22 protein-coding genes and 2 tRNA genes are annotated in these 23,980 nt (G+C 69.6%); 17 read left to right on the top strand and 7 right to left on the bottom strand.

The annotated features are described in order from the left end of the window. Window positions 1-6: 6 nt before the first annotated feature. A complete protein-coding gene (locus RZO50_RS10785; protein WP_322599736.1) occupies window positions 7-555 on the bottom strand; it encodes a TetR/AcrR family transcriptional regulator in 549 nt (182 codons plus the stop codon). A gap of 74 nt (window positions 556-629) precedes the next feature. Here RZO50_RS10785 and RZO50_RS10780 point away from each other — a divergent pair, with 74 nt between their 5' ends. Genes RZO50_RS10780 through RZO50_RS10760 form a run of 5 tightly spaced genes read left to right on the top strand, consistent with a single transcriptional unit; the run spans window position 630 to window position 6,493 of the window. Beyond that, window positions 630-2,177: an MFS transporter gene (locus RZO50_RS10780; RefSeq protein WP_322599735.1), complete on the top strand. Its 1,548-nt coding sequence runs from the start codon at window positions 630-632 to the stop codon at window positions 2,175-2,177. 54 nt (window positions 2,178-2,231) lie between these two features. Next, window positions 2,232-3,284 carry a 3-isopropylmalate dehydrogenase gene (locus tag RZO50_RS10775; RefSeq protein ID WP_322599734.1) on the top strand — a complete coding sequence of 351 codons (1,053 nt, stop codon included), beginning with the start codon at window positions 2,232-2,234 and terminating at the stop codon, window positions 3,282-3,284. A gap of 43 nt (window positions 3,285-3,327) precedes the next feature. Beyond that, window positions 3,328-4,434: a branched-chain amino acid aminotransferase gene (locus RZO50_RS10770; protein ID WP_322599733.1), complete on the top strand. Its 1,107-nt coding sequence runs from the start codon at window positions 3,328-3,330 to the stop codon at window positions 4,432-4,434. 27 nt (window positions 4,435-4,461) lie between these two features. Further along, window positions 4,462-5,229, top strand: a complete 768-nt coding sequence (locus RZO50_RS10765; RefSeq protein ID WP_322599732.1) for a fumarylacetoacetate hydrolase family protein — start codon at window positions 4,462-4,464, stop codon at window positions 5,227-5,229. Next, complete coding sequence (locus RZO50_RS10760; protein WP_322599731.1) at window positions 5,222-6,493, top strand: MFS transporter; 1,272 nt, start codon at window positions 5,222-5,224, stop codon at window positions 6,491-6,493. The genes RZO50_RS10765 and RZO50_RS10760 overlap by 8 nt, the downstream gene beginning before the upstream one ends. On the opposite strand, the gene RZO50_RS10755 is transcribed toward RZO50_RS10760, so the two are convergent. Next, complete coding sequence (locus RZO50_RS10755; protein WP_322599730.1) at window positions 6,459-6,770, bottom strand: hypothetical protein; 312 nt, start codon at window positions 6,768-6,770, stop codon at window positions 6,459-6,461. The two genes, RZO50_RS10760 and RZO50_RS10755, sit on opposite strands and share 35 nt — an antisense overlap. Before the next feature lie 66 nt (window positions 6,771-6,836). On the opposite strand from RZO50_RS10755, the gene gltX reads away from it, so the two are divergent. The 3 genes from gltX to RZO50_RS10740 all read left to right on the top strand — a co-directional run bounded on the left by gltX (window position 6,837) and on the right by RZO50_RS10740 (window position 9,209). Next, window positions 6,837-8,345, top strand: a complete 1,509-nt coding sequence (gltX, locus tag RZO50_RS10750; RefSeq protein ID WP_322599729.1) for a glutamate--tRNA ligase — start codon at window positions 6,837-6,839, stop codon at window positions 8,343-8,345. Between the two features lie 71 nt (window positions 8,346-8,416). After that, a tRNA-Gln gene (locus tag RZO50_RS10745) sits at window positions 8,417-8,491 on the top strand. A gap of 85 nt (window positions 8,492-8,576) precedes the next feature. Beyond that, window positions 8,577-9,209, top strand: coding sequence for a hypothetical protein (locus RZO50_RS10740; RefSeq protein ID WP_322599728.1), 633 nt, complete (start codon window positions 8,577-8,579; stop codon window positions 9,207-9,209). A 12-nt stretch (window positions 9,210-9,221) separates the two neighbouring features. Here the strand turns inward: RZO50_RS10740 and RZO50_RS10735 are convergent, their stop codons facing one another. Beyond that, the gene (locus RZO50_RS10735) at window positions 9,222-9,548 is read right to left on the bottom strand and encodes a YchJ family protein (RefSeq protein ID WP_322599727.1); all 327 of its coding nucleotides are present in this window, start codon (window positions 9,546-9,548) and stop codon (window positions 9,222-9,224) included. A gap of 121 nt (window positions 9,549-9,669) precedes the next feature. Here RZO50_RS10735 and RZO50_RS10730 point away from each other — a divergent pair, with 121 nt between their 5' ends. The 3 genes from RZO50_RS10730 to RZO50_RS10720 are packed head-to-tail and all read left to right on the top strand — an operon-like array spanning window position 9,670 to window position 13,454. Next, window positions 9,670-10,443 (top strand): DeoR/GlpR family DNA-binding transcription regulator, encoded by a 774-nt coding sequence (locus RZO50_RS10730; RefSeq protein WP_322599726.1) that lies wholly within the window; start codon window positions 9,670-9,672, stop codon window positions 10,441-10,443. After that, window positions 10,440-11,384: a 1-phosphofructokinase family hexose kinase gene (locus RZO50_RS10725; protein ID WP_322599725.1), complete on the top strand. Its 945-nt coding sequence runs from the start codon at window positions 10,440-10,442 to the stop codon at window positions 11,382-11,384. The genes RZO50_RS10730 and RZO50_RS10725 overlap by 4 nt, the downstream gene beginning before the upstream one ends. A gap of 27 nt (window positions 11,385-11,411) precedes the next feature. Continuing rightward, window positions 11,412-13,454: a PTS fructose transporter subunit IIABC gene (locus RZO50_RS10720; protein ID WP_322599724.1), complete on the top strand. Its 2,043-nt coding sequence runs from the start codon at window positions 11,412-11,414 to the stop codon at window positions 13,452-13,454. Between the two features lie 58 nt (window positions 13,455-13,512). Here the strand turns inward: RZO50_RS10720 and RZO50_RS10715 are convergent, their stop codons facing one another. Continuing rightward, window positions 13,513-14,148 (bottom strand): MBL fold metallo-hydrolase, encoded by a 636-nt coding sequence (locus tag RZO50_RS10715; RefSeq protein WP_322599723.1) that lies wholly within the window; start codon window positions 14,146-14,148, stop codon window positions 13,513-13,515. A gap of 107 nt (window positions 14,149-14,255) precedes the next feature. Between RZO50_RS10715 and RZO50_RS10710 the strand changes: the two genes are divergently transcribed. Next, a tRNA-Glu gene (locus RZO50_RS10710) sits at window positions 14,256-14,328 on the top strand. A 246-nt stretch (window positions 14,329-14,574) separates the two neighbouring features. Here the strand turns inward: RZO50_RS10710 and RZO50_RS10705 are convergent. Then, on the bottom strand, window positions 14,575-16,173 hold the full coding sequence (locus RZO50_RS10705) for a serine hydrolase (RefSeq protein WP_322599722.1): 1,599 nt from the start codon (window positions 16,171-16,173) through the stop codon (window positions 14,575-14,577). Between the two features lie 139 nt (window positions 16,174-16,312). Between RZO50_RS10705 and RZO50_RS10700 the strand changes: the two genes are divergently transcribed. Together RZO50_RS10700 and RZO50_RS10695 are read left to right on the top strand one after the other, a co-directional pair. Next, a complete protein-coding gene (locus tag RZO50_RS10700) occupies window positions 16,313-18,010 on the top strand; it encodes a sensor histidine kinase (RefSeq protein WP_322599721.1) in 1,698 nt (565 codons plus the stop codon). After that, complete coding sequence (locus RZO50_RS10695; protein ID WP_322599720.1) at window positions 17,998-18,645, top strand: response regulator transcription factor; 648 nt, start codon at window positions 17,998-18,000, stop codon at window positions 18,643-18,645. Before RZO50_RS10700 ends, RZO50_RS10695 begins: the two co-directional genes overlap by 13 nt. 12 nt (window positions 18,646-18,657) lie before the next feature. Here the strand turns inward: RZO50_RS10695 and RZO50_RS10690 are convergent, their stop codons facing one another. Further along, entirely contained in the window at window positions 18,658-19,797 is a 1,140-nt protein-coding gene (locus RZO50_RS10690; RefSeq protein ID WP_322599719.1) for a DUF4349 domain-containing protein, read from the bottom strand. Continuing rightward, window positions 19,794-20,348 (bottom strand): RNA polymerase sigma factor, encoded by a 555-nt coding sequence (locus RZO50_RS10685; protein ID WP_322599718.1) that lies wholly within the window; start codon window positions 20,346-20,348, stop codon window positions 19,794-19,796. The genes RZO50_RS10690 and RZO50_RS10685 overlap by 4 nt, the downstream gene beginning before the upstream one ends. A gap of 231 nt (window positions 20,349-20,579) precedes the next feature. Between RZO50_RS10685 and RZO50_RS10680 the strand changes: the two genes are divergently transcribed. The 3 genes from RZO50_RS10680 to leuD all read left to right on the top strand — a co-directional run bounded on the left by RZO50_RS10680 (window position 20,580) and on the right by leuD (window position 23,930). Further along, window positions 20,580-21,692 carry a TerC family protein gene (locus RZO50_RS10680; RefSeq protein ID WP_322599717.1) on the top strand — a complete coding sequence of 371 codons (1,113 nt, stop codon included), beginning with the start codon at window positions 20,580-20,582 and terminating at the stop codon, window positions 21,690-21,692. A 155-nt stretch (window positions 21,693-21,847) separates the two neighbouring features. Continuing rightward, window positions 21,848-23,332: a 3-isopropylmalate dehydratase large subunit gene (leuC, locus tag RZO50_RS10675; protein ID WP_322599716.1), complete on the top strand. Its 1,485-nt coding sequence runs from the start codon at window positions 21,848-21,850 to the stop codon at window positions 23,330-23,332. Window position 23,333: 1 nt separating this feature from the next. Continuing rightward, complete coding sequence (gene leuD, locus RZO50_RS10670) at window positions 23,334-23,930, top strand: 3-isopropylmalate dehydratase small subunit (protein ID WP_322599715.1); 597 nt, start codon at window positions 23,334-23,336, stop codon at window positions 23,928-23,930. Window positions 23,931-23,980 lie beyond the last annotated feature (50 nt).

Below are 23,980 nucleotides of genomic sequence, written 5' to 3'. Positions count from 1 at the left end.
TCGGCTTCACGCGCCGCGCGTCGCCTGGACCACCAGCTCCACGAGCGCGTCCAGGTCGTCGCCGCGCGGCAGCGGGCCCGGCAGCACTCCGGTCACAAGGGCGTTGTTGAAGTAGAGTCCGTCGCTGACCAGCAGAACCAACTGCACGGCGGCGTCGTCGCGAACGTGCGGGCGCACCATGTCGGCCCACCGGTCGCGGATGCTCCGAAGGGCGTCCGAGGCGGCGACGTTCCCCGTCTGGGCCAGTTTCGACGTCGCGGTGATGGCGCGGTCCAGAGGGTGGCCGGTCATGACCGACGTGCGGACGAACGCGGCCACGGGCCCGTCGGGAGCGGCGGCGAGCTCGGCGATGTCGACGAGGGCGAGCGCCGTCATCCGGTCGACCAGGGCGGTTTCCAGAGCCTCTTTCGACTCGAAGTGGTACAGCAGGCCGCCCTTCGACACCCCCGCTTCGCGGGCGATGGCATCCATGGTCGCCGCGCGTTCGCCGTCGGCGATGAGGATCGACTCGTACGCGTCGAGGACCTTCTCGCGGGCCAGTGGCGGACGACTCATGTCCTCGATCGTATCGACGGGCCGGTGCCCTCCTGATACTATACCGGCTGGACGGTACAGAAAAGAGGTGTGACGTGACGACGCAGGCGGTGGAGATCGTGCCCGACGCAGGCACCCGTGTGGGGTGGCGCGGGTGGGTGGCCCTCGCGGTGCTGATGCTCCCCGTGATCCTGGTATCGGTCGACAACACGGTGCTCAGCTTCGCTCTGCCCGCCATCGGCCGCGACCTCGAACCCACCAGCGCCCAGCAGCTCTGGATCGTCGACGTGTACCCGCTGGTGCTGGCGGCGCTTCTGGTCACCATGGGGACGATGGGCGACCGCTTCGGACGTCGTCGGATGCTGCTGATCGGGGCGACCGGCTTCGCGACGATCTCGGCCCTCGCCGCCTTCGCGCCCACGGCCGAACTGCTGATCCTCGCCCGCGCGGCGATGGGGTTCTTCGGCGCAATGCTCATGCCCTCGACGCTGTCGCTCCTGCGCAGCATCTTCACCGATCGCGACCAGCGGCGGCTCGCGATCGCGGTGTGGGCTTCGATGTTCTCGGCCGGGGCTGCGCTCGGGCCGATCGTGGGCGGAGTCCTCCTGGAGCATTTCTCGTGGGGGTCGGTGTTCCTGCTCGCCCTCCCCGTCCTCGTTCCGCTCCTGGTGCTCGCGCCATTCCTCGTGCCGGAGAGCCGCGACCCGCATCCCGGCCGCATCGATCCGCCGAGCATCGTGCTGTCGATGGCGACGATGGTGCCGATCGTCTTCGCCATCAAGGAGCTCGCGGTGCACGGTGTCGGCAGCGCCGCGTGGGCGTTCCTCGCCATCGGAGCGCTGTTCGGCGTGGTGTTCGTCCGGCGTCAGCTGTGCATGCGCGTGCCCATGCTCGACATGCGGCTGTTCCGAGACGGCACCTTCACCGGTGCGCTGCTGGTGAACCTCCTGTCCGTGGTCGGACTCGTCGGTTTCCTCTTCTTCGTCGCGCAGTACCTGCAACTGGTGCTCGGCCTGTCGCCCCTGGATGCCGGACTGGCCCTGGTGCCCGGCCTCGCCGCCATGATCATCGCCGGGTTCCTCGTCGTGCCACTCGGCCGCCGCATCGCCCCTCGCGTGCTCGTACCGGCGGCGCTCGCTTTCTCCGCGCTCGGCTACGCCGTCGTCGGGCTCTCCGGCGCGGATGCGGCCCCGACCACGCTCATCGTCGCGTTCGTCTCGCTCGGCCTCGGTATCGGCGCGGCCGAGACCGTGGCCAACGAGCTCATCCTGGCCAGCGCTCCCCCCGCGAAGGCGGGGGCAGCCAGCGCGGTCTCGGAGACGGCGTACGAACTCGGCGCGGTGTTGGGGACCGCGGTGCTCGGCGGCGCGGTCACGGCCCTCTACCGGGGCCACCTCGAGCTGCCCGCCGCGTTGCCCCGCGAGGCGCTCGGTCCCGCGCGGGAAACGCTCGCGGGGGCGATGCAGGAAGCCGATCGGCTCGGTGGTGCCCTCGGCGAGGCACTGCGAGAGGCGGCTGCGAGCGCGTTCGGGGCCGGCGTCGGGGTGACCGCGGTCATGGGTGCGGCGCTGGTGGTCATCGCGGCGGTCATCGCCGCCGCTACCCTAAGAGGGTCCCGAGCCCCGTCCCGCGTCGAGCACTGACGGAGCCGCAGCCCGCCTCGCCCGCTCACCCGGGCCATGCACCCAAGGAGAGCGATGTCGCGCGTCGTCAAGCTCGCCGTCATCCCCGGTGACGGCATCGGTCCGGAAGTCGTCGCCGAAGCGGAGAAGGTGCTCGCCGCCGTCACCGCGGGCGGCCCGACGCGCTTCGACGCGACGCACTTCTCGCTGGGTGCCGCCCGCTACCTCGAGACCGGCGACACCCTCACCGACGACGACCTCGCCGCGATCGCCGAGCACGACGCGATCCTGCTGGGCGCAGTCGGAGGCGTTCCGGGAGATCCGCGCCTGGCGGGCGCGAACATCGAGCGCGGACTGCTGCTGAAGCTGCGTTTCGAGCTGGACCACTACGTCAACCTCCGTCCCTCGAAGCTGCACGCAGGATCGACGAGCCCCCTGGCCGAGCCCGGCGTCATCGACTTCGTCGTCGTGCGGGAGGGGACCGAGGGGCCCTACGTCGGAAACGGCGGGGCGATTCGGAAGGGCACCCCGGCCGAGGTCGCCAATGAGGTGTCGGTCAACACGGCGTTCGGCGTCGAGCGCGTCGTGCGGTACGCGTTCGCTCTCGCGCAGGCGCGGCGACGGGCGCTCACGCTGGTCCACAAGACCAACGTGCTCGTGCATGCGGGCTCGATCTGGAAGCGCCTGGTCGACGAGGTCGCCGCGGAATTCCCCGACGTGGCCGTAGACTACCTCCACGTCGACGCGGCCACGATCTTCCTCGTGACCGACCCCAGCCGTTTCGACGTGATCGTCACCGACAACCTCTTCGGCGACATCCTCACAGACCTGGCCGGCGCCGTCACCGGTGGCATCGGCCTCGCCGCCTCGGGCAACATCAACCCCGACGGCGCGTTCCCGTCGATGTTCGAGCCCGTACACGGATCGGCCCCCGACATCGCCGGACAGCAGAAGGCCGATCCGTCGGCAGCGATCATCTCCGTCGCCCTCATGCTCGAGCACCTCGGATTGACGGAGGAGTCGGCCCGCGTGACCCGCGCGGTCGAGGATGACGTCGCTGCGCGGGACGGCTCGCCCCGCACCACCGCCGAGATCGGCGACGCCATCGCCGCCCGGGTGCAGGCGTAACCTTTCACCAGGCGCACCCGCGCCTCGAACGCCAGGACGTGACATGACCCTCATCGACTCCGACATCGACGCCGACCTCGAGCCCCTTGAGTTCACCGTCTCCCGCAACCTCAACGGCGCCTCCTCCGAGCGCCGCGCGGAGATCCTCGCCGACCCCGGTTTCGGCACCCATTTCACCGACCACATGGTCGACGTGTGCTGGTCGGTCAAGGGTGGGTGGCATCGACCGCGCGTCCAGCCCTACGGCCCCCTGTCGCTCGACCCCGCCGCGGCCGTTCTCCATTACGGCCAGGAGATCTTCGAGGGGATCAAGGCCTACCGTCACGCCGACGGATCGGTGCACACCTTCCGCCCGGATCAGAACGGTCGTCGCTTGCAGCGGAGTGCGCGACGGCTCGCGCTGCCGGAGCTGCCGGTGCCGTACTTCCTGCAGTCCCTGACCGAACTCGTCCGCGCCGACCTCGACTGGGTGCCCTCGGGGGACGACCAGAGCCTGTATCTGCGCCCGTTCATGTTCGCCAAAGAGGCGTTCCTCGGCGTGCGTCCGGCGCACAAGGTCGGCTACTACGTCATCGCCAGCCCCGCCGCCGCCTATTTCAAGGGCGGAGTGCAGCCGGTCTCGATCTGGCTGAGTGAGAATTACGCGCGCGCCGGCAAGGGCGGCACCGGGGCGGCCAAGACCGGTGGGAACTACGCCGCGAGCCTCCTCCCGCAGTCGGAGGCGTACGAGCAGGGTTGTGACCAGGTGGTCTTCCTCGACGCCGACGGAAACGTCGAGGAACTCGGCGGCATGAACGTCGTGTTCGTGCACAAGGACGGCACACTCGTGACGCCCGAGTCGCCCAGCATCCTCGACGGCATCACGCGGAACTCGATCCTGCAGCTCGCGCGCGACCGCGGACACCGGGTCGAAGCGCGTGGCGTCACCCTGGCCGAGTGGCGCGACGGCGTGGCCTCGGGCGACATCGTGGAAGTGTTCGCGTGCGGCACCGCCGCGGTGGTCACACCCATCGGAACCCTCAAGGGCGCGTCTTTCGAAGATCAGCAGCCGCTCGGCGAGCTCGCCCTGTCGCTGCGCGAGGAACTGACCGACATCCAGTACGGCCGGCGAGAGGACAAGCACGGCTGGCTGTATCGACTGGACGCCTGAGGGGCCGGCAGATCGTAGGGTGGACGGGTGAGGATCGCCCGCTTCAGCCACCAGGACGCCATCAAGTACGGCATCGTCGACGAGCGTGAGCTCGTCGTGCTCGCCGGAGACCCGATGTTCGCGGGGTACGACACGACGGGGGAGCGGGTGCCGCTCGGCGATGTCGCTCTGCTCGCTCCGGTCATCCCGCGTTCGAAGGTCATCGCGGTGGGGCGCAACTACCGCGATCATGCCGCCGAGTTCGACAACGAGGTTCCCGCAGAGCCGTTGCTGTTCTTCAAGCCGAATACGTCGGTGATCGGCCCCGACGACTCGATCATCCTGCCGCCGCAGTCCGAGCGCGTCGATTTCGAGGGCGAGCTGGCGGTCGTCATCGGGCGCATCGCGAAGAACGTGGCGGCGAAGGATGCACTGGACTACGTCTTCGGCTACACCAACGCCAACGATGTGACCGCCCGCGATCTGCAGCGCACGGATGGACAGTGGGCGCGCGCGAAGGGTTTCGACACCTTCTGCCCGCTGGGCCCGATCATCGAGACCGAGTTCGATCCGACCGGCGGCGCCATCCTGACCACCCGTGTGGACGGTGAGGTGCACCAACAGGCGCCGTTGACCGACATGGTGCACGGTGTGGCCGACGTCATCGCCTATGCGTCGGCGGCATTCACGCTGCTGCCGGGAGATGTCATCCTCACCGGTACACCCTCCGGTGTCGGACGCATCCGCGCCGGCCAGGCGGTGGAGGTCGAGATCACCGGGCTGGGGATCCTTCGGAACCCCGCCCGCGATGCCTGAGGCGTCGCCCTTCCCGCCCGCCGACGTGCGCCGTGTGCAACGGCGAACGGTCGTCGTGCTCTCGCTCGGACAGGTCCTCGGCGGTATCGCGTTCGGTGCCACGATTTCGCTGGGAGCGGTCCTGGCCGCGAAGATCAGCGGCGACGACGCGTACTCGGGGCTCGCCACCGCCGCGGTGACACTCGGAACAGCCGCGTTCGCCGCACCGCTCGCCGTCTTTGCCCGACGTCTCGGTCGGCGTCCGGCGCTTGCCACCGGCATGGCCATCGCCCTGCTCGGGGTCGTGCTGGTCGTCTTCGGCACCGCGACATCGGTCTTCCCGGTCCTCCTGCTCGCTTTCGCCCTCATCGGGGCCGGACAGGCGGCCAATCTGCAGTCCCGGTTCGCCGCCACCGACCTCGCGACGGCGGCCTCCCGCGGCCGCGATCTGTCCGTCGTCGTGTGGGCGACGACCCTCGGCGCGGTCCTCGGGCCGAACCTCGTCGGCCCGGGCGAGGCACTCGGCGCAATGGTCGGCATGCCGACTCTCACCGGCCCGTACCTGTTCACCGTCGTCGGCCAGGGCCTGGCGATCATTCTGTACCTCGTCGCCCTGCGACCCGACCCGCTCGTCACCGCGCAGGCGGCTGTGGCCGCCGATCGCGCGCGCGGGGCGACGGTGATCGCCGGGGTCGACCGCCCCCGCGTGGCCCGGTTCGCCATCCTCGCCGTCGCGGCCGCGCACGGGGTCATGGTCTCGATCATGGCGATGACCCCGGTCCATCTGCTCCACCACGGTGCCACCCTCACCGTCGTCGGCCTGACGATCAGCCTCCACATCGCGGGGATGTACGCGTTGGCGCCGGTCTTCGGTGTGCTCGCCGATCGTTGGGGGAGGATGCCGACGATCCTCCTGGGTCAGGTCCTCCTGGGCGCGTCGCTCGTGCTGGCCTTCGTCGGGCAGGATTCCACCGTGCTGGTCACCGTCGCGCTGGTGTTGCTCGGTCTGGGCTGGAGTGCCGCCACGGTTGCGGGGGCGGCCCTGCTGACCGAGGCGAGCGATGAAGACCGTCGCACCCGCCGTCAGGGCCTCAGTGACACCGTCATGAGTCTCGTCGGCGCGGTCGGGGCCGTCGTCGCCGGCGTCGTGCTCGCATGGATCGGTTACGGCGGACTGGCGCTCGTGGTCGGTGTGGCGGTGGTGGCCGTCGCGGCACTCGCGCCGATCGGCCGGTCTGATCGCCTCGGTCTCAGCTCCACATCTGAGCGATCAGATCGGAGATGAGAGGTTCCGCGTCGACGTTGTACGCGTCGACGAAGATCCAGGTCTCGTCGCGGCTTACGATCGTGGACACGGGCTCGCCCGCCGTCGGATCACCGGTCGTGCAGATCGTCTCGTCACCGGTCTCCTCGCAGGTCCATCCCTGAGCCGCGAGGTCGGAGACGTGTGCGGCGGCGTCCGCGGCGTCGACATCGCTGATGAGCAGCAAGACGCCCGCGACCTCCTCGAGAATCCAGTCGCAGCCGAGACCGTACGCGGCCGAGGCAGAAGCCTTCCGCATGAAATCGGCGCCGTCGTGATGACAGGGAAGACGGCGGTGGGGCGGCGCCGACTTAGACTGGGGGGGATGGCTTCCGTTGACCCCCGCACCACCACCGCAACCGGCTCCGACGTCCGGGTGCGCTTCTGCCCCTCGCCCACCGGCCTGCCCCACGTCGGCCTGGTGCGCACCGCGCTGTTCAACTGGGCGTACGCCCGGCACAACGGCGGCAAGATGGTCTTCCGCATCGAAGACACCGACGCCGCGCGCGACAGCGAGGAGAGCTACCTGCAGCTGCTCGACGCGCTGCGCTGGTTGAAGATCGACTGGGACGAGGGTGTGGAGGTGGGCGGTCCGCACGCGCCGTACCGGCAATCGCAGCGGCACGACCTCTACCGAGGGGTGCTCGACAAGCTGCTGGCGGCGGGTGTGGTCTACGAGAGCTACTCGACCGCTGCGGAGATCGATGCACGCAACGAGGCGAACGGGCGTGCCAAGCAGCTCGGCTACGACAACTTCGACCGCCACCTGACGGAGGAGCAGAAGGCCGCGTTCCGCGCCGAGGGACGCGAGCCGGCATATCGGCTCCGCGTGCCGGACGAGGACCTCACCTACGTCGACCTGATCCGCGGTGAGGTCACCTTCCCGGCCGGGTCCTTCCCGGACTTCGTCATCGTCCGGGCCGGCGGCGTGCCGCTCTACACCTTCGTCAACCCCGTCGATGACGCCCTCATGGGCATCACCCACGTCCTCCGGGGGGAGGACCTGATGCCCTCCACCGCCCGTCAGCTGTCTCTGTACCGTGCGCTCGTCGACGCGGGTGTGACCGACTTCATCCCGCGCTTCGGGCACATGCCGCTCGTGCTCGGTGAGGGCACGAAGAAGCTGTCCAAGCGCGATCCGCGCGCGGACCTGTTCCTCCAGCGCGAGAAGGGCTTCACCCACGAGGGGCTGCTGAACTACCTGGCTCTGCTCGGGTGGTCGATCGCGCCCGATCGCGACGTCTTCACGCTCGATGAGCTCGTCGACGCGTTCGACATCGCCGACGTCAACCCCAACCCCGCCCGTTTCGACCAGAAGAAGGCGGAGTCGATCAACGGCGACCACATCCGCATGTTGCAGCCGGCGGACTTCGCCGCGCGGATCGTTCCCTACCTGGTCGCCGACGGCCTGGTTTCGGACCCGCCGACCGAGGAACAGCACCGTCTGATCTCGGCCGCGGCGCCTCTCGTGCAGGAGCGCATGCCGCTCCTCGGGGATGCGCCGGGTCTGCTCGGTTTCCTGTTCGTCAACGAGGTGGGCTACCAGGAGGACGCGCTCGCGGGGCTTCCCGAGAACGCCGACGAGGTTCTGGTCGCGTCGGTGGGTGCCCTCGAGCTCATCGCCGATGCAGAGTTCGCCGCGGCGGCCATCCAGGAGGCGCTCGCGGCCGCACTCGTCGAGGGTCTGGGGCTGAAGCCACGCGTGGCCTACGGGCCGCTCCGTGTGGCCCTCAGCGGACGGCGCGTTTCGCCGCCGCTGTTCGAGTCGATGGAACTGCTGGGCAAGGCGGAAACCCTGCGGCGCCTGGAGGCGTTGGTGGCGCACCGTCGCTGACGCCGGTCGGTTTGTCACCGGGCCCCGAGTCGTCTAGACTCGATCTTCGGCACGACCCCGGTCGAAACCGGTGGGGTATGGTGTAATTGGCAACACGGCTGATTCTGGTTCAGTTGTTCTTGGTTCGAGTCCAGGTACCCCAGCCACGTTCGAAAACCCCCGTTCAGCGGGGGTTTTCGCGTTGTTCCGACAAGCGGCCCGCGTCCTCCTTGTGCCTTGGATAATGGGGAGATGAGCGCACAGTCGCCCTCGTCGACACCGGAGGAGTTCGCCGACCTGCGGCGGCGTGTGTACGGCCCGGCGTCTGAGTTCACCGCGGAGCAGGCAGTGCTGTTGCAGGGTCTCGAAGAGCGCGTCGTCATGGAGCGTGCCGCGTCCTTGCTTCCCTCCACGGGCGTGGGGGACTCGACGCCACGCGCGCCATCGGCGGAGCATCGCGCGGCGGGAGAGTCCCCTCCGGTCGCGACCGAGGGGGTCGTCCTCGACGTCGTGGGGGGCGACCCGCCCCGCGAACGTCTTGCAACCGGCGGTCGCTGGCTGTGGGCGGCCGGCGGTGGCGCCGTCGGAGCCGCACTCGTGGCGGGAGCCTGGGCGCTGTCCGCGCCGCCCCCGGGCGTCGCACTGGACTCGGTCGCTCCCGATGTCGAGACCACGGGGCTGCCTGTCGTCCCGTCCGAGACGCCGCCCGACACCGGCTCTTCCTCGACCGCGCCCGCGGCGGGGTCCGGGTTCTCTGCCGTCGACCCCCGCATCGGCCCGGGGCTGCCGCCCGGGAGTGCCGTCAGCTACACGTGGGAGAGCGAGTCCGGTCTGCAGGGGTGGGTGGCTGTCATCGAGGGTGAGACCAGGACGGGTTCCTACTGAGGACGCCGCGCATCATGACGCCGTCACTTCGCCGTCCACATAGAACCACCGGCCGTCCGCGCGCACGAATCGTGAGCGCTCGTGGAGGATGCCCAGCCCGTCGTCGGTGAGGTAGGTCGCGCGGAATTCGACCGTGCCGCGCGTGTCATCCGGGCCGCCGGCGACGACGTCGACGATCTGCAGACCCCGCCAGCGGATGTCGCCGAGGTCCAGCCGAGGCGGACGCGTGTCCGGGTGCCACGTGCGCAGAAGCCACTCGACGTCGCCGCTCCGGAAGGCCTCGAAGCGTGAACGCATGAGGTGCACTGCTGTCGTCGGTTCGACGCGGGGGACGTTCACGTGCCCATCTCACCACGAGGCGCGCGGGTGCCGAGGGGGTTGTGGGGACATGTTGTTGTGAATCTTGTTTTATGTGGTTTCGTGTTGTAATCTGTGGAAATCCACAGAGGAGTGCCACGACATGTACGCAACGGAGCGCCACGAGCTCATCGAGCGACTGCTCACCGACGACGGACGCGTCAGCGTCGTCGACCTCGCGCGCCGGTTCGGGGTGACCACCGAGACGGTCCGCCGCGATCTCGCGCAGCTCGAAGGCGCCGGTTCCCTGCGACGTGTCCACGGTGGAGCTGTCAAGAGCGATCGGGGGAGCACCGTCGAGCCGACCTTGACAGAGCGACTCGGAAGAGCTGCCGACGCGAAGGCGGCGATCGCCGCCCGGGCGATCACGGCCCTGGGGAGGGAGTTTCGCGGCTCCGTCTACCTCGATGCCGGCACGACGACGGCCGCCGTCGCGGAGCGCCTGGACGCTTCGGGAGCCCGCATCGAGGCGGTCACGCACGCCCTGTCGATCGCACAGACCCTCTCGGGGTCCCAGGAGATCGACCTCACCGTCATCGGGGGCCGCGTCCGCGGCGTCACCGGCGCCGCCGTCGGAGCCGCGACCGTCGATGCCATATCCGGCCTCCGTCCCGACGTCGCCTTCGTCGGCACCAACGGCGTCTCGGCCGACTTCGGCCTGAGCACCCCCGACCCCGACGAAGCCTCGGTCAAGCGCCAGATCGTCCGCAGCGCCCGCCGGGTGATCGTGCTGGCCGACGCCGAGAAGCTCGGTGCCGACCGACTCGTGGGATTCGCTGCTCTCGCCGACATCGACGTGCTCGTCACCGACGCGTCGCCCGACCCGCTTCTGGCCGCAGCGCTCGAGGACGCCGGTGTGGAGGTGTGGATCGCATGATCGTCACCGTGACCGCCCACCCTTCCCTCGATCGCGCCGTCGCCCTCGACGGCCCGCTGCGGGTGGGGGACGTGCAACCTGCCGCCGCCTCGCGGGAGGACGCCGGGGGCAAGGGCGTGAACGTCGCGCGGGTGCTCCGTGCGGCCGGGGTGTCCACGCGCGCCGTCGTGCCGGTGGCCGAAGGTGACCCCTTCGATGCCGCGCTGCGAGCCGGCGCGATCGAGGCGACACGGGTTCCGGTGGCGGGTGCCGCCCGTGCGAATCTGACGATCACCGATCCCGACGGGGTGACGACCAAACTGAACCTCCCGGGAGCGGTCCTGTCGGACGCGGAGCGTTCCGCGCTGGTGGACGCGACGGTGTCGGTCTGTGCCGGAGCCGATTGGCTGGTGCTGGCGGGATCTCTGCCCCCGGGAGCGCCCGAGGACTTCTACGTCGAGATCATCCGCGCCGTCCGGGCCGCGCACGGTCAGAGCTCCCCGCGCATCGCCGTCGACACGTCGGGAGCGGCTCTCGAGGCCGTCGTGAGGCAGGGGTATCCCGACCTCATCAAGCCGAACGACGAAGAGCTGGCCGACCTCGTCGGCTCCTCGTTGGAGGGCGAAGACCTTCCGCGTGCGGTGCGCGAGGCATCGCGTTCGCTCGTGCCCGACCTCGTCGGGGCCGCGCTGATCACGCTCGGTTCACGCGGTGCTGTCCTCGTCGACGCGGACGGCGCGCGATTCGCCACGGCGCCGAGCATCCGCGTCGCCAGCACGGTGGGGGCGGGCGACAGCTCGCTCGCCGGATTGCTGATCGCCGACGTCGCCGGGCGCAGCCCCGAGGAGCGCCTGCTGTCTGCGATCCGGTACGGCGCCGCCGCCGCGACGCTCCCCGGGACCCTCCCGCCGACCCCGGCGGACCTCCCCGAGGTCGCCGTCACCGTCACAGTCCTTTCCTGACCCCCACCCTGATCAACGGAGACCACCATGATCGACACCATCACCCCGGAGCTGGTCAGCCTCGACCAGCCCCTCGGCGGCGACAAGGCCGCCGTCATCCGCGCGCTGACCGCCCGCGTCGCCGCGCAGGGCCGCGCCACCGACGCCGGAAAGCTCTATGACGACGCGTGGGCCCGTGAAGAGAAAGACGAGACCGGCCTGCCCGGCGGTATCGCCATCCCGCACGCCAAGAGCTCGGCCGTGACCACGCCGTCCCTCGCGTTCGCACGCCTGTCGCCGGGGGTGGACTTCGGTGCACCCGACGGCGGCGCCGACCTGGTGTTCCTCATCGCCGCCCCGGACGACGCCGCGGAGGCGCACCTCGCGGTCCTGTCCAAGCTCGCGCGCCACCTCATGCAGGAGGCCTTCACCGACAGCCTTCGCGCAGCGACCACGGCCGAAGAGATCGTCTCGATCGTCCGCGTCGCGATCGGCGAGGAGGAGGCGGCCTCCTCGGCGGCCCCCGCGCCTGCCGACGCGCCGACGACGGCCGGCGAGCCGCTGCGCATCGTCGCCGTCACGGCATGCGCAACCGGCATCGCCCACACGTTCATGGCCGCCGATGCCCTCTCCGCCGCCGGTGGCAAGACCGACGGAGTCGAGCTCGTCGTCGAGCCGCAGGGCTCCAGTGGATACAAGGCGCTCCCGCGCGAGGTCATCGAGCGCGCCGACGCGGTGATCTTCGCCACCGACGTCGACGTTCGTGAGTCCCAGCGGTTCGCCGGCAAGCCCGTTGTCCGATCCGGGGTCAAGCGCGGCATCGAGCAGCCCGACCAGCTCATCGCCGAGGCCGTCTCCGCCGCATCCGACCCGAACGCGAACCGCGTGTCCGTCACCGCCGAAATGACCGCCTCGGACGCGCCCGCCGCGGAATCGATGTCCTGGCCCGCGAAGATCCAGCGGATCCTGCTCACCGGTGTCAGCTACATGATCCCGTTCGTGGCCGGAGGCGGTCTGCTGATCGCCCTGGGCTTCCTCTTCGGCGGGTACGACGTGACCGACAACGCCGGCACGATCATCACCCAGAACGCGCTGTGGAATCTTCCCACCGGCGGTGAGGACCTGCTGCTGGGGAACGTCGGCCTCTACATCGGCTCGGTCTTCTTCATGATCGGTGCCACGTCGATGGGCTTCCTCGTCTCGGCGTTGGCCGGCTACATCGCCTTCGCGATCGCCGATCGCCCCGGGATCGCCCCCGGTTTCGTCGCCGGAGCGGTGGCGGTGCTCATGAACGCCGGGTTCATCGGCGGCATCATCGGCGGTCTGCTCGCCGGATTCGTCGCCTGGTGGCTGGGGCGCCTCGACGCGCCGCGCTGGCTGCGCGGTCTCATGCCGGTCGTGATCATCCCCCTCATCGCCTCGATCGTCGCCTCGGGGCTGATGATCCTGTTCCTCGGCCGCCCGATCGCCTCTCTCATGGATGCGCTGAACACCGGCCTGAACGAGCTGGCCGGCACGTCGGGCATCATCGTGGTCGGCATCATCCTCGGCCTCATGATGTGCTTCGACCTGGGCGGTCCCGTCAACAAGGTCGCGTACGCATTCGCCACCGCCGGCCTTGCGGCGGGCTCCCCGGAGAATCCCACGCCGTACCTGATCATGGCCGCCGTGATGGCCGCGGGCATGGTGCCGCCGCTCGCGATGGCACTGGCCTCGACCGTGCTCGCCCGCGGATCCTTCACGCCCGTCGAGCGGGAGAACGGCAAGGCGGCCTGGCTGCTGGGCGCCGCCTTCATCAGCGAAGGGGCCATCCCCTTCGCGGCGGCGGACCCGCTGCGCGTGATCCCGGCGTCGATGCTCGGCGGTGCGGTCACCGGTGCGTTGACGATGGCGTTCGGGGTGCAGTCGCTTGCACCGCACGGGGGCATCTTCGTGTTCTTCGCGATCAGCCCGGTGTGGGGCTTCCTGATCGCCCTCGCCGCGGGTACCGTCGTCACCGCGTTCGCGGTCGTGGGGCTGAAGCGCTTCGTCGGCCGGAAGGAGCTGCAGCAGGCCGAGGCTGCCGCCGAGCCGGAGATGGCCCGCGCCTGATCCGTCCTCCCACCGCAACGAGCGGCCGGTTCCCTGCGGGGCCGGCCGCTCGTCGGATTCACACGTCTACGGAATCACCCGGGTCGAGTTCGAAGAACTCTCCGCCGTTCTGTTCGACAGCCCATGTCAGGCGTGCCCGGCCCATCTGGCGTCCGGCCACCGAGAGGGTCATGTCGTGCGTTCCGAAGGCGCTGCGCGGCTTCACGGCCAACACGAAGTCCATGGCCTCGCCGATCTTCAGCCACGGCGCACCGACGGGAGCAGCCAGGAGCTTCACCGGCGTATCCGGCACAGCGTAGGAATCGCCCGGGTAATAGACCGTGTCGTTGACCAGGACCCCGACGTTGTCGATGACCGGGATCGACTCGTGGATCACCGCGTGACGGCCGCCGAAGAACCGCAGTGCGAACGGCCCCGCCGCCACGACGTCGCCGGGCGCGACCACGGTGATGTCGTGGTCCGCTGCCGCGTCCGACACGCCTTGCGGGCCGAAGACGGGCGTCCCGGGGAACGCCTTCAGGATGCGGTCGAGGTGCTGCGGAGTCCAGTGGTCGGGATGCTCATGGGTGACCACCACGCCGACGACGTCCTCGAGGTCGGTCAGCGGAGAGGTGAACGAGCCCGGGTCGACGATGAGGGTCTTCCCGGACTCACGGAGAGTGAGCGTGGCATGCTCGAACTTGGTCACTCGCATGCTTCGAGTCAACCCTCGCCGGGGTGCCTGGGCAAGCGCGCCGAGGTCTTCCGGCCTCGATTTGTCGGAACGGGAAAACCCGTGCCATAATCGAACGGTTGCCTTCCGGCCCCATCGTATAGCGGCCTAGTACGCCGCCCTCTCACGGCGGTAACGCGGGTTCGAATCCCGCTGGGGTCACAAGACGAGAGATCGTCTCCGGCAACCACGAAGCCCCTCGGTTCTCCGAGGGGCTTCGTTCTTTTTCCGCTGCCGTCCACCGGTACCCGTGCACACGCCGTGAGGCGTATCGGTCGGGCCGCTGGGGACGCGGCGACGGGGGTGAGCCGGCCCCAGTTCCGGCTCACCCCCGATCGACGGCGCCCCGCGCCCGATCACGGGCTGCTCACCGCGGCATCGCGCAGACCGCACCGGCGGACGGCGACGTCAGCGTCTCCACGTCCCGAGCCCCTGATGGTCGAAGAAGTCGAGGGTGAGCGTCGCGACCCCGTCGCCGCCCCGACCGAAGGTCGCCGACGACAGGGAGCCCTCGGGCGCGTTCTCCCCGGTCGGCGCGAAAGAGAACACGTCGCCGTCCCAGGGCGCCAACTCGATGACGTAGTCCTTACCGGGACCCATCGCCACCGCGAGACCCTCGGCTGCCTCGGACACCGTCAGCTCTCCGAAGTAGTCATTGGCGTATGTGCCGGTGTACTCCGACGCGGCGCCGGAAGGCTGCGGGTCGGACGGCGGGGCGACGTCGACGAGGTCGCCCACCGGCGCGGTGAGACTCGCGACCGCACCGCGATAGTCGTCGACCCAATCGCGCGTCACCTCGCCGTACTGGACCAGGTCGAGGAACTGCGCGTTGACCGCCTCGGGAAGCCCGTACGGCGCACCGTTGCTGAGTGTCACGATCCCGAGGTCGAGGCTCGGGATCATGCGGATGTTCGTGGCGGCGCCCAGGACGAATCCGCCCGAGTGGCCGATCACCGTGCGGCCTCCCGCGGCCGATTCGGTGTTGAATCCGTAGCCGTACAGGCTGGTGCGCCACGTGTTGTCCATCGGGTGTCCGGAGACCATCTCGCCGGTGGTCGCCGCGATCAGGGCGTCCGGGTCGAAGATCTGCCTGCCGTCGTGCTCCCCGCCGGCCAGAACGGTGTTCATCCATACGGCCAGGTCGAGCACGTTCGAGGAGACCCCTCCGGCGGGCGCCTGAGGGTCGGGGTCTCGTGCGAACTCGGGCTCGAAGCCGCCGTCCACGAAGGCGTGGATGTCGGCCCGGTTCTCCCGGGCGAGGAAGTCGTCGTAGCGCGAGCTGGTGTGCGTCATCCCGAGCGGCTCGTACACGAGCTCGTCGACGGCGTCCTCCCACGGCAACCCCACGGCCGCTGCGGCTGCTTCGGCACCGACCGTGATGCCGTAGTTGGAGTAGTGGTACGTCGACCGGAAGGGATCCAGCGGGAGCAGCTGAAGGTGGTCCAGCACGTACGTCCGCTCGTAGCCGAGGTCTTCGAGGTCGTCTCCCGCGCCGGTGGCAAGACCCGAACGGTGGGAGAAGTAGTCGGCGACGGTGGCGTTGTCGGTCACATACGGGTCGGCGAGGGCGAAGTCGGGCAGGAGGGAGGAGACCGGGGTCTCCCAGGTCAAGGCTCCTTCGTTGATCGCGGCCGTGACCGCCGTCGAGGAGATCGCCTTCGACACCGACGCGATCTGAAAGACGGTCTCGGCATCGACCGCGTCCTCGCCCCCGGCGGTCTTCACCCCGTAGCCCTCGGCGTAGATCACCTCGCCGTCGTGCACGACGGCGACGGCCAGTCCGGGAACGCCCGTCTCCTCGAGGTCGGCGTCGATGATCTCCGGAAGGGCGCCGAGTGCGTCGGCGATCGCGGTATCGACGTCGCCACCGACGACGGCGATCGCGTCCGCGGGCGGTGCCGCTGCGACCTCGACCCCGACCCTCTCGTCGGCGGGCTCGGGCGCGCATGCGGCCAGGGCGACACCCAGGGCGACGAGTGCGGCGGCGGGGGCGAGGACACGGGGCATGGGGCCTCCTGAGAAAAGACAGAAAAGGGGCAGTCTCAGTCTTCCCGGTCCCGCACGGAAGGGACATGGACCCAGGTCCATTCCGCACGCGGAGGATGCGGGAGGATAGTCGAATCCGCCACGAGGACCGGGAGGACGGATGTCGACGTCGACGCGCTATCGCGCACCCTCGATCCGTTCGCTGTGGTGGGCGCTGAGCATCCTGGTCCTCCTCGGCTCGATGCTGTCGATGGTCGTATCGGCGATGGTGCTGCCCGACGCCGGGGGCGGAGCTGTGGCGATCGCGCTGTTCGCCGTCGTGGCGGTCGTCTACTTCATCGCCGGGGGTGTCGCGTGGCTGCGACGCCCTGCGAACGCGATCGGGGTGCTGCTGGTGTGGGGTGGCGTGGCGTTGACCGCCGCCAACCTCGCCAACGCGCCCGTGGCGGCGCTTGCGGCGCTCGGTGACGTCTTCGCCACCGCCGTGCTCGCGGTGATCGTGCACCTGCTGCTGGCCTTCCCGACCGGGCGACTGAACGGGGCGGTCCCGCGGGTGCTTGCCGGCGCGGCATATGCGATCGCGATCCTCGTCCCGCTCCCGTCGCTCGTGCTGGGCACCGGGGCGGAAGCGGTCGCGATCGTGCAGAGCGCGGCCGGGCTGGTCCTGATGATCGCGACCGCCGCTCTGCTGGCCGTCCGGCTCCGGGGTGCCGACCGACGTGCACGGCGGGTGCTGCTGCCGCTGTACACGTACGGGATCGTGGCCGTCCCGGCCCTGGTGGCGCTCCCGGCTCTCCTGCCGAGCGACCAGGCCGTCCTCCGGGCGGGCCTGCAGCTGCTGCTCCTGCTCGGCGTTCCGATCGCCTTCCTGATCGGTGTGCTCGCCGGCGGATTCGCCGCGACGCGCGAACTGGCCGACCTCGGCGAGAGGCTGTCGACGACGACACCGGGGGACGGATCGCTCTCGGACGCGGTCGCCGAGACACTCGGCGACCCCTCGCTGCGGGTGCTGCTGCGGTCCGGGGAGGGCCTCGTCGACGAGGACGGCGATCCGGCCCGGGTCTCGGCGCACCCCGACCGCGGCGTCGTCGACGTCGACGTCGACGGGCGCACCGTCGGCGCGATCGAGTACGACAGACGATCCGAGATCGACGAGGCGCGGGTGCGCCGCGCGGGACGGATCATCGCGGTCGCGATCGACCGCGCCCGCCTGAGTGCCGAGCTCCGGCAGAGCCGTCGCGAGGTGATGGCCTCCCGCATCCGCATCGTCGAAGCCGCCGACCGCGAACGCTTCCGGATCGCACGGGATCTTCATGACGGGCTGCAGGCTCGGCTCGTCCTCCTCGGCGTCGAGGCCCAGCAGATCGCGCACGCGGGGGAGGTCAGCGCCGAGGTGGCCGAGGCCGCCACCGCGCTGCGACGCCGCATCGACGATGCCGCTGGAGACCTGCGCCGCCTCGTCCACGACGTCCTGCCGATGCCGTTGATGGAGGGCGGCGTCATCCCCGCTGTGGAAGACCTCGTCGATCGGATGCCGATCCCGACGACGCTCTCCGCGCACGTGGAGCCGGGAGCGCTGCCGGACGCGACCGGCACGACCGCCTACTTCGTCGTGGCCGAGACGCTGGCCAACGCCATCAAGCACGCCGACGCCGAACGGGCGACCGTGACGCTTTCGCAGGACGGGCCGACGCTGCACATCACCGTCGTCGATGACGGGGCCGGAGGCGCAGATGCGAACGGCCGCGGCCTGCGCGGTCTAGCGGACCGCGTCGACGCCATAGGCGGCGCATGGTTCCTGTCCTCGCCGGCAGGCGGGGGCACACGGGTGGAGGTGCGGCTGCCATGCGCGTCGTGATCGGAGAAGACGAAGCGCTGCTTCGGCAGGGCCTCGCGTTGCTGCTGCAACAGGACGGTTTCGACGTGGTCGCCGCGGCAGCCGACGGCGCCGACCTCGAAGCGGCTGTCGACGCGCACGAGCCTGACCTCGTCATCACCGACATCCGCATGCCGCCCTCGTTCACCGATGAGGGGTTGGCGGCGGCGGTCCGGATCCGGAGACGGCGACCCTCGATGCCGGTCGTCGTCCTCTCGCAGCATGTCCAGCGGCGCTACGCCGAAGAGCTCGTCCGCCACGGGGGTGCGGGCGTCGGATACCTCCTCAAGCAGCGCATCGCCGATGTGCGCACGTTCACCGCCGACCTCCGGCGGGTCGTGCGCGGCGGCACGGCACTGGACCCCGATGTGGTGGAGATCATGGTCGCCCGCGCCCGCATGCTCGGCGGGGGAGTGGAGGCCCTCACTCCGCGTCAGCGCGAGGTCCTCGCTCTCATGGCGCAGGGGCGCAGCAACGCCGCGATCGCGGCGGAGCTCGGGCTCTCCGAGAAGGCGATCGTGCAGCACACCTCGAACATCTACGACATGCTCGGACTCGCGGTGCACGCCGACGACCACCGCCGGGTGCTCGCGGTCATCCATTACCTGACGCACTGAGTCGGGTGCGCGTCAGGACTCGCGCGAGTCATCGGCCCCCTCCGCGCCGCCGTTCTCGGTCCCCTCGACCTCAGACGTTCCGGCGGCGGTCCCGCGGTGCCGACGGACCAGCGCGAGGACCAGCCACACCACGCCGACGGCCACTCCGATCACAAGGAGCCACGGCACGAGGAACCCGAGTCCGACGACGATGCCGTTGAGGGTGGCGACCAATCCGTTCCACCCCGCCGCGAGCCCGTCGCCGAACCCCGCGGGGTCCGCGGTGACCTGTTCTGCCGGTTCCACCAGCGTGACGGTGAGACTCGAGGTCGCCACGCGCGTCTCGAGGTCCTCGAGCTGCGCCCGGTACGACTCCAGAATCGCCTGCCGCTCGGCGAGCGCCGCTTCGGCCGCGATGAGATCGGAGAGGTCGCCGGCCTCATCCAGTAGCTCGGAGAGCCGCTCGACGGATGCTTCCGTCGCATCGATGCGGGCGCGGAGGTCGACGGTCTGCTCGGTCACGTCGTAGCTGTCGATCGAGGTCGATCGCACCTCACCGATCTCGGACAGGTCGGCCACCATCGCATCCAGCTGAGCGGCCGGCACGCGCACCGTGATCCACGAACCGGCGGCGTACGGCACCGGGAAGGAGGTATCGACGATCTCGGAGGTGGCGGGGTCGACGGTCGCATCGCCACTGTGCTCGCGTGTGATCGCGGCGGACTCGACCCAGCCGTCGCGGGTGCGGGCCCTCTCGGCGATCGCCTCGGCGGCCACGACGGCATCCTCGACGTCGAGGGTGGCTGAGGCGGAGGCGACGACCTCGCGGTCGGGCTCGCCGATGATCTGAGACGTCGCCGCGTCCGCGGCGCCCACGCCGGACTCGAACTCCTCGCCGGCGGAGTGATCTGCGTCGTCCCCCTCGACGCGCTCCATCGCCTCGCCCGCGATCACCGCACCGCCTCCCGTGGAGGGAGCGGTCGCGGTCACGACGGCGGGGCCGACGACGGCGGCCACCACGATCGCAGCCACCGCGGCGGTCCCACCGGCCCACCAGCGCGCCCGACGGGTGCGACGTCGCGCACGTTCGTCGCCGATCCGGGCGAACACCGAATCCTCGATGCGGTCCAGGCTCGGCGCGGACAGGTCGGGAAGGGGGTCGTTGGCGGTCATGGCGTGCTCTCCTTCACAGTCGCCCGCAATCGTGCGCGGATGCGGGACAGGCGATTGCGGACCACCCCGTGGGTCACGCCCAGTCGCGCGGCGGCGGCGGCGTAGTCGAGCCCGTCGACGGCGCACAGCAGGAAGATCCCGCGGTCCAACTCGCCGAGCCCGTCGACCTCGTCACCGATGCGTCGGGCGAGGTCGGCGCCGATGACCTGCTGCTCGACGTCGGTGCCGGCGGGCGCCGCGTCGGTCAGCTCGCCGCGATGCTCGCGATCGCGGCGCTGCGACCGCATGCGGTTCGCCGACTGCCACCGGCAGATCGTGACGAGCCACGGCAACAGCGATTCACCCGCCAGCCGCAGCGTCGGCAGCTTCCGCCACGCGACGAGGAACGTCTCCTGCAGCACGTCCTCGGCGTCCGCGGCATCACCCAGAAGCGCGTAGGCGATCCGGTACAGCGGCGTCGCGTACGCGCGGTACAGCGTACGGAAGGCATGCTCGCTGCCGCTGGACGCGCGGGCGACGAGCGTGGCGTCGGTGGGTGCGGGCGGGGTCATCCGGTCTGGCTCCTTCGGGGCCGAGGTGTCCTTCACAGAGAGAGTGTCGGCGCGAGCGTGATCGTCTCACACGGATCGGACCCCTCCTCGTCGGCGGGTATCGTTGACGGCGCGAGAGGGAGTATCCCGTCCTCGCGCGTCCGTCATCACGGGTCGGGAGCGACCCCGGGCGCGCGCCGCGTCTGCGGGGGAGAGACTTTCGATGCTTCGTCCTCCCTTCGAAAGGCCCCCATGGGTTACGAGATCCCCGCGTGGTTCCAGATCGCGGCACTGTCGGTGCTGGTGATCATCCTGATCGCCGACCTCCTGCTCATCCTCAAACGCCCGCACATCCCGTCGATGCGAGAGGCGACGCTGTGGGTCGTGTTCTACGTGAGTCTGGCACTGGTGTTCGCGGGTGTGCTGCTGTGGGTCACCGGCAGCCACGACGCCATGGGCGAGTTCGTGGCCGGCTGGCTGACCGAGTACAGCCTGTCCGTGGACAACCTCTTCGTCTTCGTCCTGCTGATGAGTCAATTCGCGGTGCCACGGCGCTATCAGCAAGAGGTGCTGATGGTCGGGATCATCATCGCGCTGGTCCTCCGTGCGATCTTCATCATGCTCGGTGCGGTGCTCATCGAGAACCTGAGCTGGATCTTCTATGTGTTCGGCCTGTTCCTCGTCTACACGGCGTGGCGCCAGGCGTTCCCCGGAAAGCACGAGGACGACGCGCAGACCGAAACGGGCCTGGTGCGCTTCATGCGGCGCTTCTTCAACATCTCCGACACCTACGACGGGCCGAAGCTGCGCACGCTCGTCGGGGGTAAGAAGGTGTGGACGCCGATGATCCTCGTGTTCGTCGCGATCGGCTTCACCGATCTCGTCTTCGCGATCGATTCGATCCCGGCGATCTTCGGCATCACCCAGAGCGCGTTCATCGTCTTCACCGCGAACCTGTTCGCCCTCATGGGGCTGCGCCAGCTGTACTTCCTCCTGGGGGGCCTGCTCGACCGGCTGCGCTACCTGCACTACGGAATCGCTTTCATCCTGGCTTTCATCGGTGTGAAGCTCTTCCTGCACGCCCTCCACGTCAACGAGCTCCCGTTCATCAACGGCGGCGAGCACGTCGAGTGGGCGCCGGAGATCTCCACGTGGGTTTCGCTGGCCGTGATCGTGCTCTCGATGCTCGTGGCCACCGTCGCGAGCGTGATCGCTGCGCGCCGCGACCCGCCTGTGTCGTTCGCCGAGAGCCCCAGCGTTGCGGATGGAAGCGGCGAGTCGGGCGCGGAGAGAGCCGCCTCCGACGTCGCCGGCGAGCACGCGATGCCCCCGACCGTCGAGCCGCCTCAGAACGATCGGGGCTGACGCGCCATCGTCGAGGACACCGAGGCGCGGTGGTAGCCTGGCTCTGTGCGGATCGCTCGCCTTCTCCTTAGCGGCCGCGGCGAGTCCTCGTAACCAGGCCTCACTCGTCGCGGAGTTTCGTCGCGGGCTTGATCCCCCATCCCGAGGAGAACGCTATGAGCACACCCACCCCTGACGCGTCCGTCATCCCCGATCGCCCGCGCACCCTCGCCGAGAAGGTGTGGGACGACCACCTGGTGGTCAAGGGCGAGGACGGACAGCCCGACCTCATCTACATCGACCTCCACCTGGTCCACGAGGTCACCAGTCCCCAGGCCTTCGACGGTCTGCGGGCGGAGGGGCGTCCGGTCCGGCGTCTCGAGCACACGATCGCCACCGAGGATCACAACACGCCGACCCTCGAGATCCACAAGCCGATCGCCGATCTCACCAGCCGCACCCAGATCGAGACGCTGCGCCGCAACGCGGAGGAATTCAACGTGCGGTTGCATTCGCTCGGTGACAAAGAGCAGGGGATCGTTCATGTGGTGGGCCCGCAGCTGGGCCTGACGATGCCCGGTATCACGGTGGTCTGCGGTGACTCGCACACCTCGACCCACGGCGCGTTCGGGGCCATGGCCTTCGGCATCGGCACGAGCGAGGTCGAGCACGTGCTGGCCACCCAGACGCTGCCGCTGAAGCCGTTCAAGACGATGGCGATCACCGTCGAAGGAGAGCTCAAGCCGGGCGTGACGGCAAAGGACATCATCCTCGCCGTGATCGCCAGGATCGGCACCAACGGCGGTCAGGGATACGTGCTGGAGTACCGCGGCAGCGCGATCCGAGGCCTGTCGATGGAAGGGCGCATGACGATGTGCAACATGTCCATCGAGGCCGGCGCGCGCGCCGGCATGGTCGCCCCCGATGAGACGACCTTCGCCTATCTGAAGGGACGCGACCACGCCCCGACCGGGCAGGACTGGGACGACGCGGTCGCCTACTGGCGCACGCTGCCCTCGGATGAGGGGGCGGTGTACGACGCGGAAGTCTTCCTCGACGCCGCCGAGCTCGAACCGTTCGTGACGTGGGGGACCAACCCCGGTCAGGGCGTCTCGCTGAACGACCGTGTGCCCACGCCCGCCGATTTCACCGACCCGAACGAACGCATCGCGGCCGAACGCGCGCTGGAGTACATGGATCTGGCCGCCGGCACTCCGATGAAGGAGATCCCCGTGGACGCCGTGTTCATGGGATCGTGCACCAACAGCCGTATCGAGGACCTGCGGGAGTTCGCGTCGGTGATCCAGGGACGCACGAAAGCCCCGGGCGTCCGCGTGATGGTCGTTCCGGGCTCGGCGCGTGTCCGCCTGGAGGCGGAAGCCGAAGGTCTGGACAAGATCATCACCGACTTCGGTGCCGAGTGGCGTTTCGCCGGGTGCTCGATGTGCCTCGGCATGAACCCCGATCAACTCAGCCCGGGCGAACGCTGCGCGTCGACGAGCAACCGCAACTTCGAAGGTCGTCAGGGCAAGGGCGGGCGAACGCACCTCGTCTCCCCCCTCGTGGCGGCGGCGACGGCGGTCCGCGGCACGTTGTCCAGCCCGTCGGATCTGGAGGGCGCCGCCGACAGCGTGCCTGCCACCACCGGAGCGGAGGCCTGACATGGACACGTTCACCACCCACACCGGTGTCGCCGCACCGCTGCGCCGTTCAGCGGTCGACACCGACCAGATCATCCCGGCCGTCTACCTCAAGCGGGTCACCAAGACCGGCTTCCACGACGCGCTGTTCGCCAACTGGCGTCAGGACCCCGATTTCGTTCTCAATCAGCCCGCCTACACCGCGGCTTCCATCCTCGTCGCCGGCCCCGACTTCGGCACCGGATCCAGCCGCGAGCACGCGGTCTGGGCGTTGCGGGACTACGGTTTCAAGGTGGTGCTGAGCACCAAGTTCGCCGACATCTTCCGTGGCAACTCCGGCAAACAGGGTCTGCTCACCGGCGTGATCACCGAGGCCGAGCTGGAGGCGTTCTGGGCGGCCATGGAAGCGGAGCCGGGAGCGCAGATGACAGTCGATCTCGAGGCGCGAACCGCCGTACTCGGCGATCTCGAAGCTCGATTCGAGATCGACGATTACACTAGGTGGCGGCTTCTCGAGGGGCTCGATGACATCGGGCTCACCCTGCGAAACGAACACCGGATCGCAGAGTTCGAGGCTCGCCGCGAGGCGTGGCGGCCGCGGACGACACCCGTCCGTTGAGCCCGGGTTCCCCCGATCGGGGAGCCGGCGACAAGCGCCCCTCGAACACG

This window comes from Microbacterium xanthum (genome assembly GCF_034531355.1).
Classification (GTDB): Bacteria; Actinomycetota; Actinomycetes; order Actinomycetales; family Microbacteriaceae; genus Microbacterium; species Microbacterium xanthum.
This window is presented reverse-complemented; position numbering and strand designations above follow the sequence as displayed.

What these genes read in the sequence shown, in the direction of transcription:
- RZO50_RS10700 (WP_322599721.1), top strand. Translation starts at nt 16,313, where the DNA reads ATGTCGACGTCGACGCGCTATCGCGCACCCTCGATCCGTTCGCTGTGG.
- RZO50_RS10715 (WP_322599723.1), bottom strand. Translation starts at nt 14,148, where the DNA reads ATGCGAGTGACCAAGTTCGAGCATGCCACGCTCACTCTCCGTGAGTCC.
- RZO50_RS10755 (WP_322599730.1), bottom strand. Translation starts at nt 6,770, where the DNA reads ATGCGGAAGGCTTCTGCCTCGGCCGCGTACGGTCTCGGCTGCGACTGG.
- RZO50_RS10695 (WP_322599720.1), top strand. Translation starts at nt 17,998, where the DNA reads ATGCGCGTCGTGATCGGAGAAGACGAAGCGCTGCTTCGGCAGGGCCTC.
- RZO50_RS10740 (WP_322599728.1), top strand. Translation starts at nt 8,577, where the DNA reads ATGAGCGCACAGTCGCCCTCGTCGACACCGGAGGAGTTCGCCGACCTG.
- RZO50_RS10705 (WP_322599722.1), bottom strand. Translation starts at nt 16,173, where the DNA reads ATGCCCCGTGTCCTCGCCCCCGCCGCCGCACTCGTCGCCCTGGGTGTC.
- RZO50_RS10770 (WP_322599733.1), top strand. Translation starts at nt 3,328, where the DNA reads ATGACCCTCATCGACTCCGACATCGACGCCGACCTCGAGCCCCTTGAG.
- RZO50_RS10785 (WP_322599736.1), bottom strand. Translation starts at nt 555, where the DNA reads ATGAGTCGTCCGCCACTGGCCCGCGAGAAGGTCCTCGACGCGTACGAG.
- RZO50_RS10685 (WP_322599718.1), bottom strand. Translation starts at nt 20,348, where the DNA reads ATGACCCCGCCCGCACCCACCGACGCCACGCTCGTCGCCCGCGCGTCC.
- leuD (WP_322599715.1), top strand. Translation starts at nt 23,334, where the DNA reads ATGGACACGTTCACCACCCACACCGGTGTCGCCGCACCGCTGCGCCGT.
- RZO50_RS10690 (WP_322599719.1), bottom strand. Translation starts at nt 19,797, where the DNA reads ATGACCGCCAACGACCCCCTTCCCGACCTGTCCGCGCCGAGCCTGGAC.
- RZO50_RS10760 (WP_322599731.1), top strand. Translation starts at nt 5,222, where the DNA reads ATGCCTGAGGCGTCGCCCTTCCCGCCCGCCGACGTGCGCCGTGTGCAA.
- RZO50_RS10720 (WP_322599724.1), top strand. Translation starts at nt 11,412, where the DNA reads ATGATCGACACCATCACCCCGGAGCTGGTCAGCCTCGACCAGCCCCTC.
- RZO50_RS10730 (WP_322599726.1), top strand. Translation starts at nt 9,670, where the DNA reads ATGTACGCAACGGAGCGCCACGAGCTCATCGAGCGACTGCTCACCGAC.
- gltX (WP_322599729.1), top strand. Translation starts at nt 6,837, where the DNA reads ATGGCTTCCGTTGACCCCCGCACCACCACCGCAACCGGCTCCGACGTC.
- RZO50_RS10680 (WP_322599717.1), top strand. Translation starts at nt 20,580, where the DNA reads ATGGGTTACGAGATCCCCGCGTGGTTCCAGATCGCGGCACTGTCGGTG.
- RZO50_RS10725 (WP_322599725.1), top strand. Translation starts at nt 10,440, where the DNA reads ATGATCGTCACCGTGACCGCCCACCCTTCCCTCGATCGCGCCGTCGCC.
- RZO50_RS10775 (WP_322599734.1), top strand. Translation starts at nt 2,232, where the DNA reads ATGTCGCGCGTCGTCAAGCTCGCCGTCATCCCCGGTGACGGCATCGGT.
- leuC (WP_322599716.1), top strand. Translation starts at nt 21,848, where the DNA reads ATGAGCACACCCACCCCTGACGCGTCCGTCATCCCCGATCGCCCGCGC.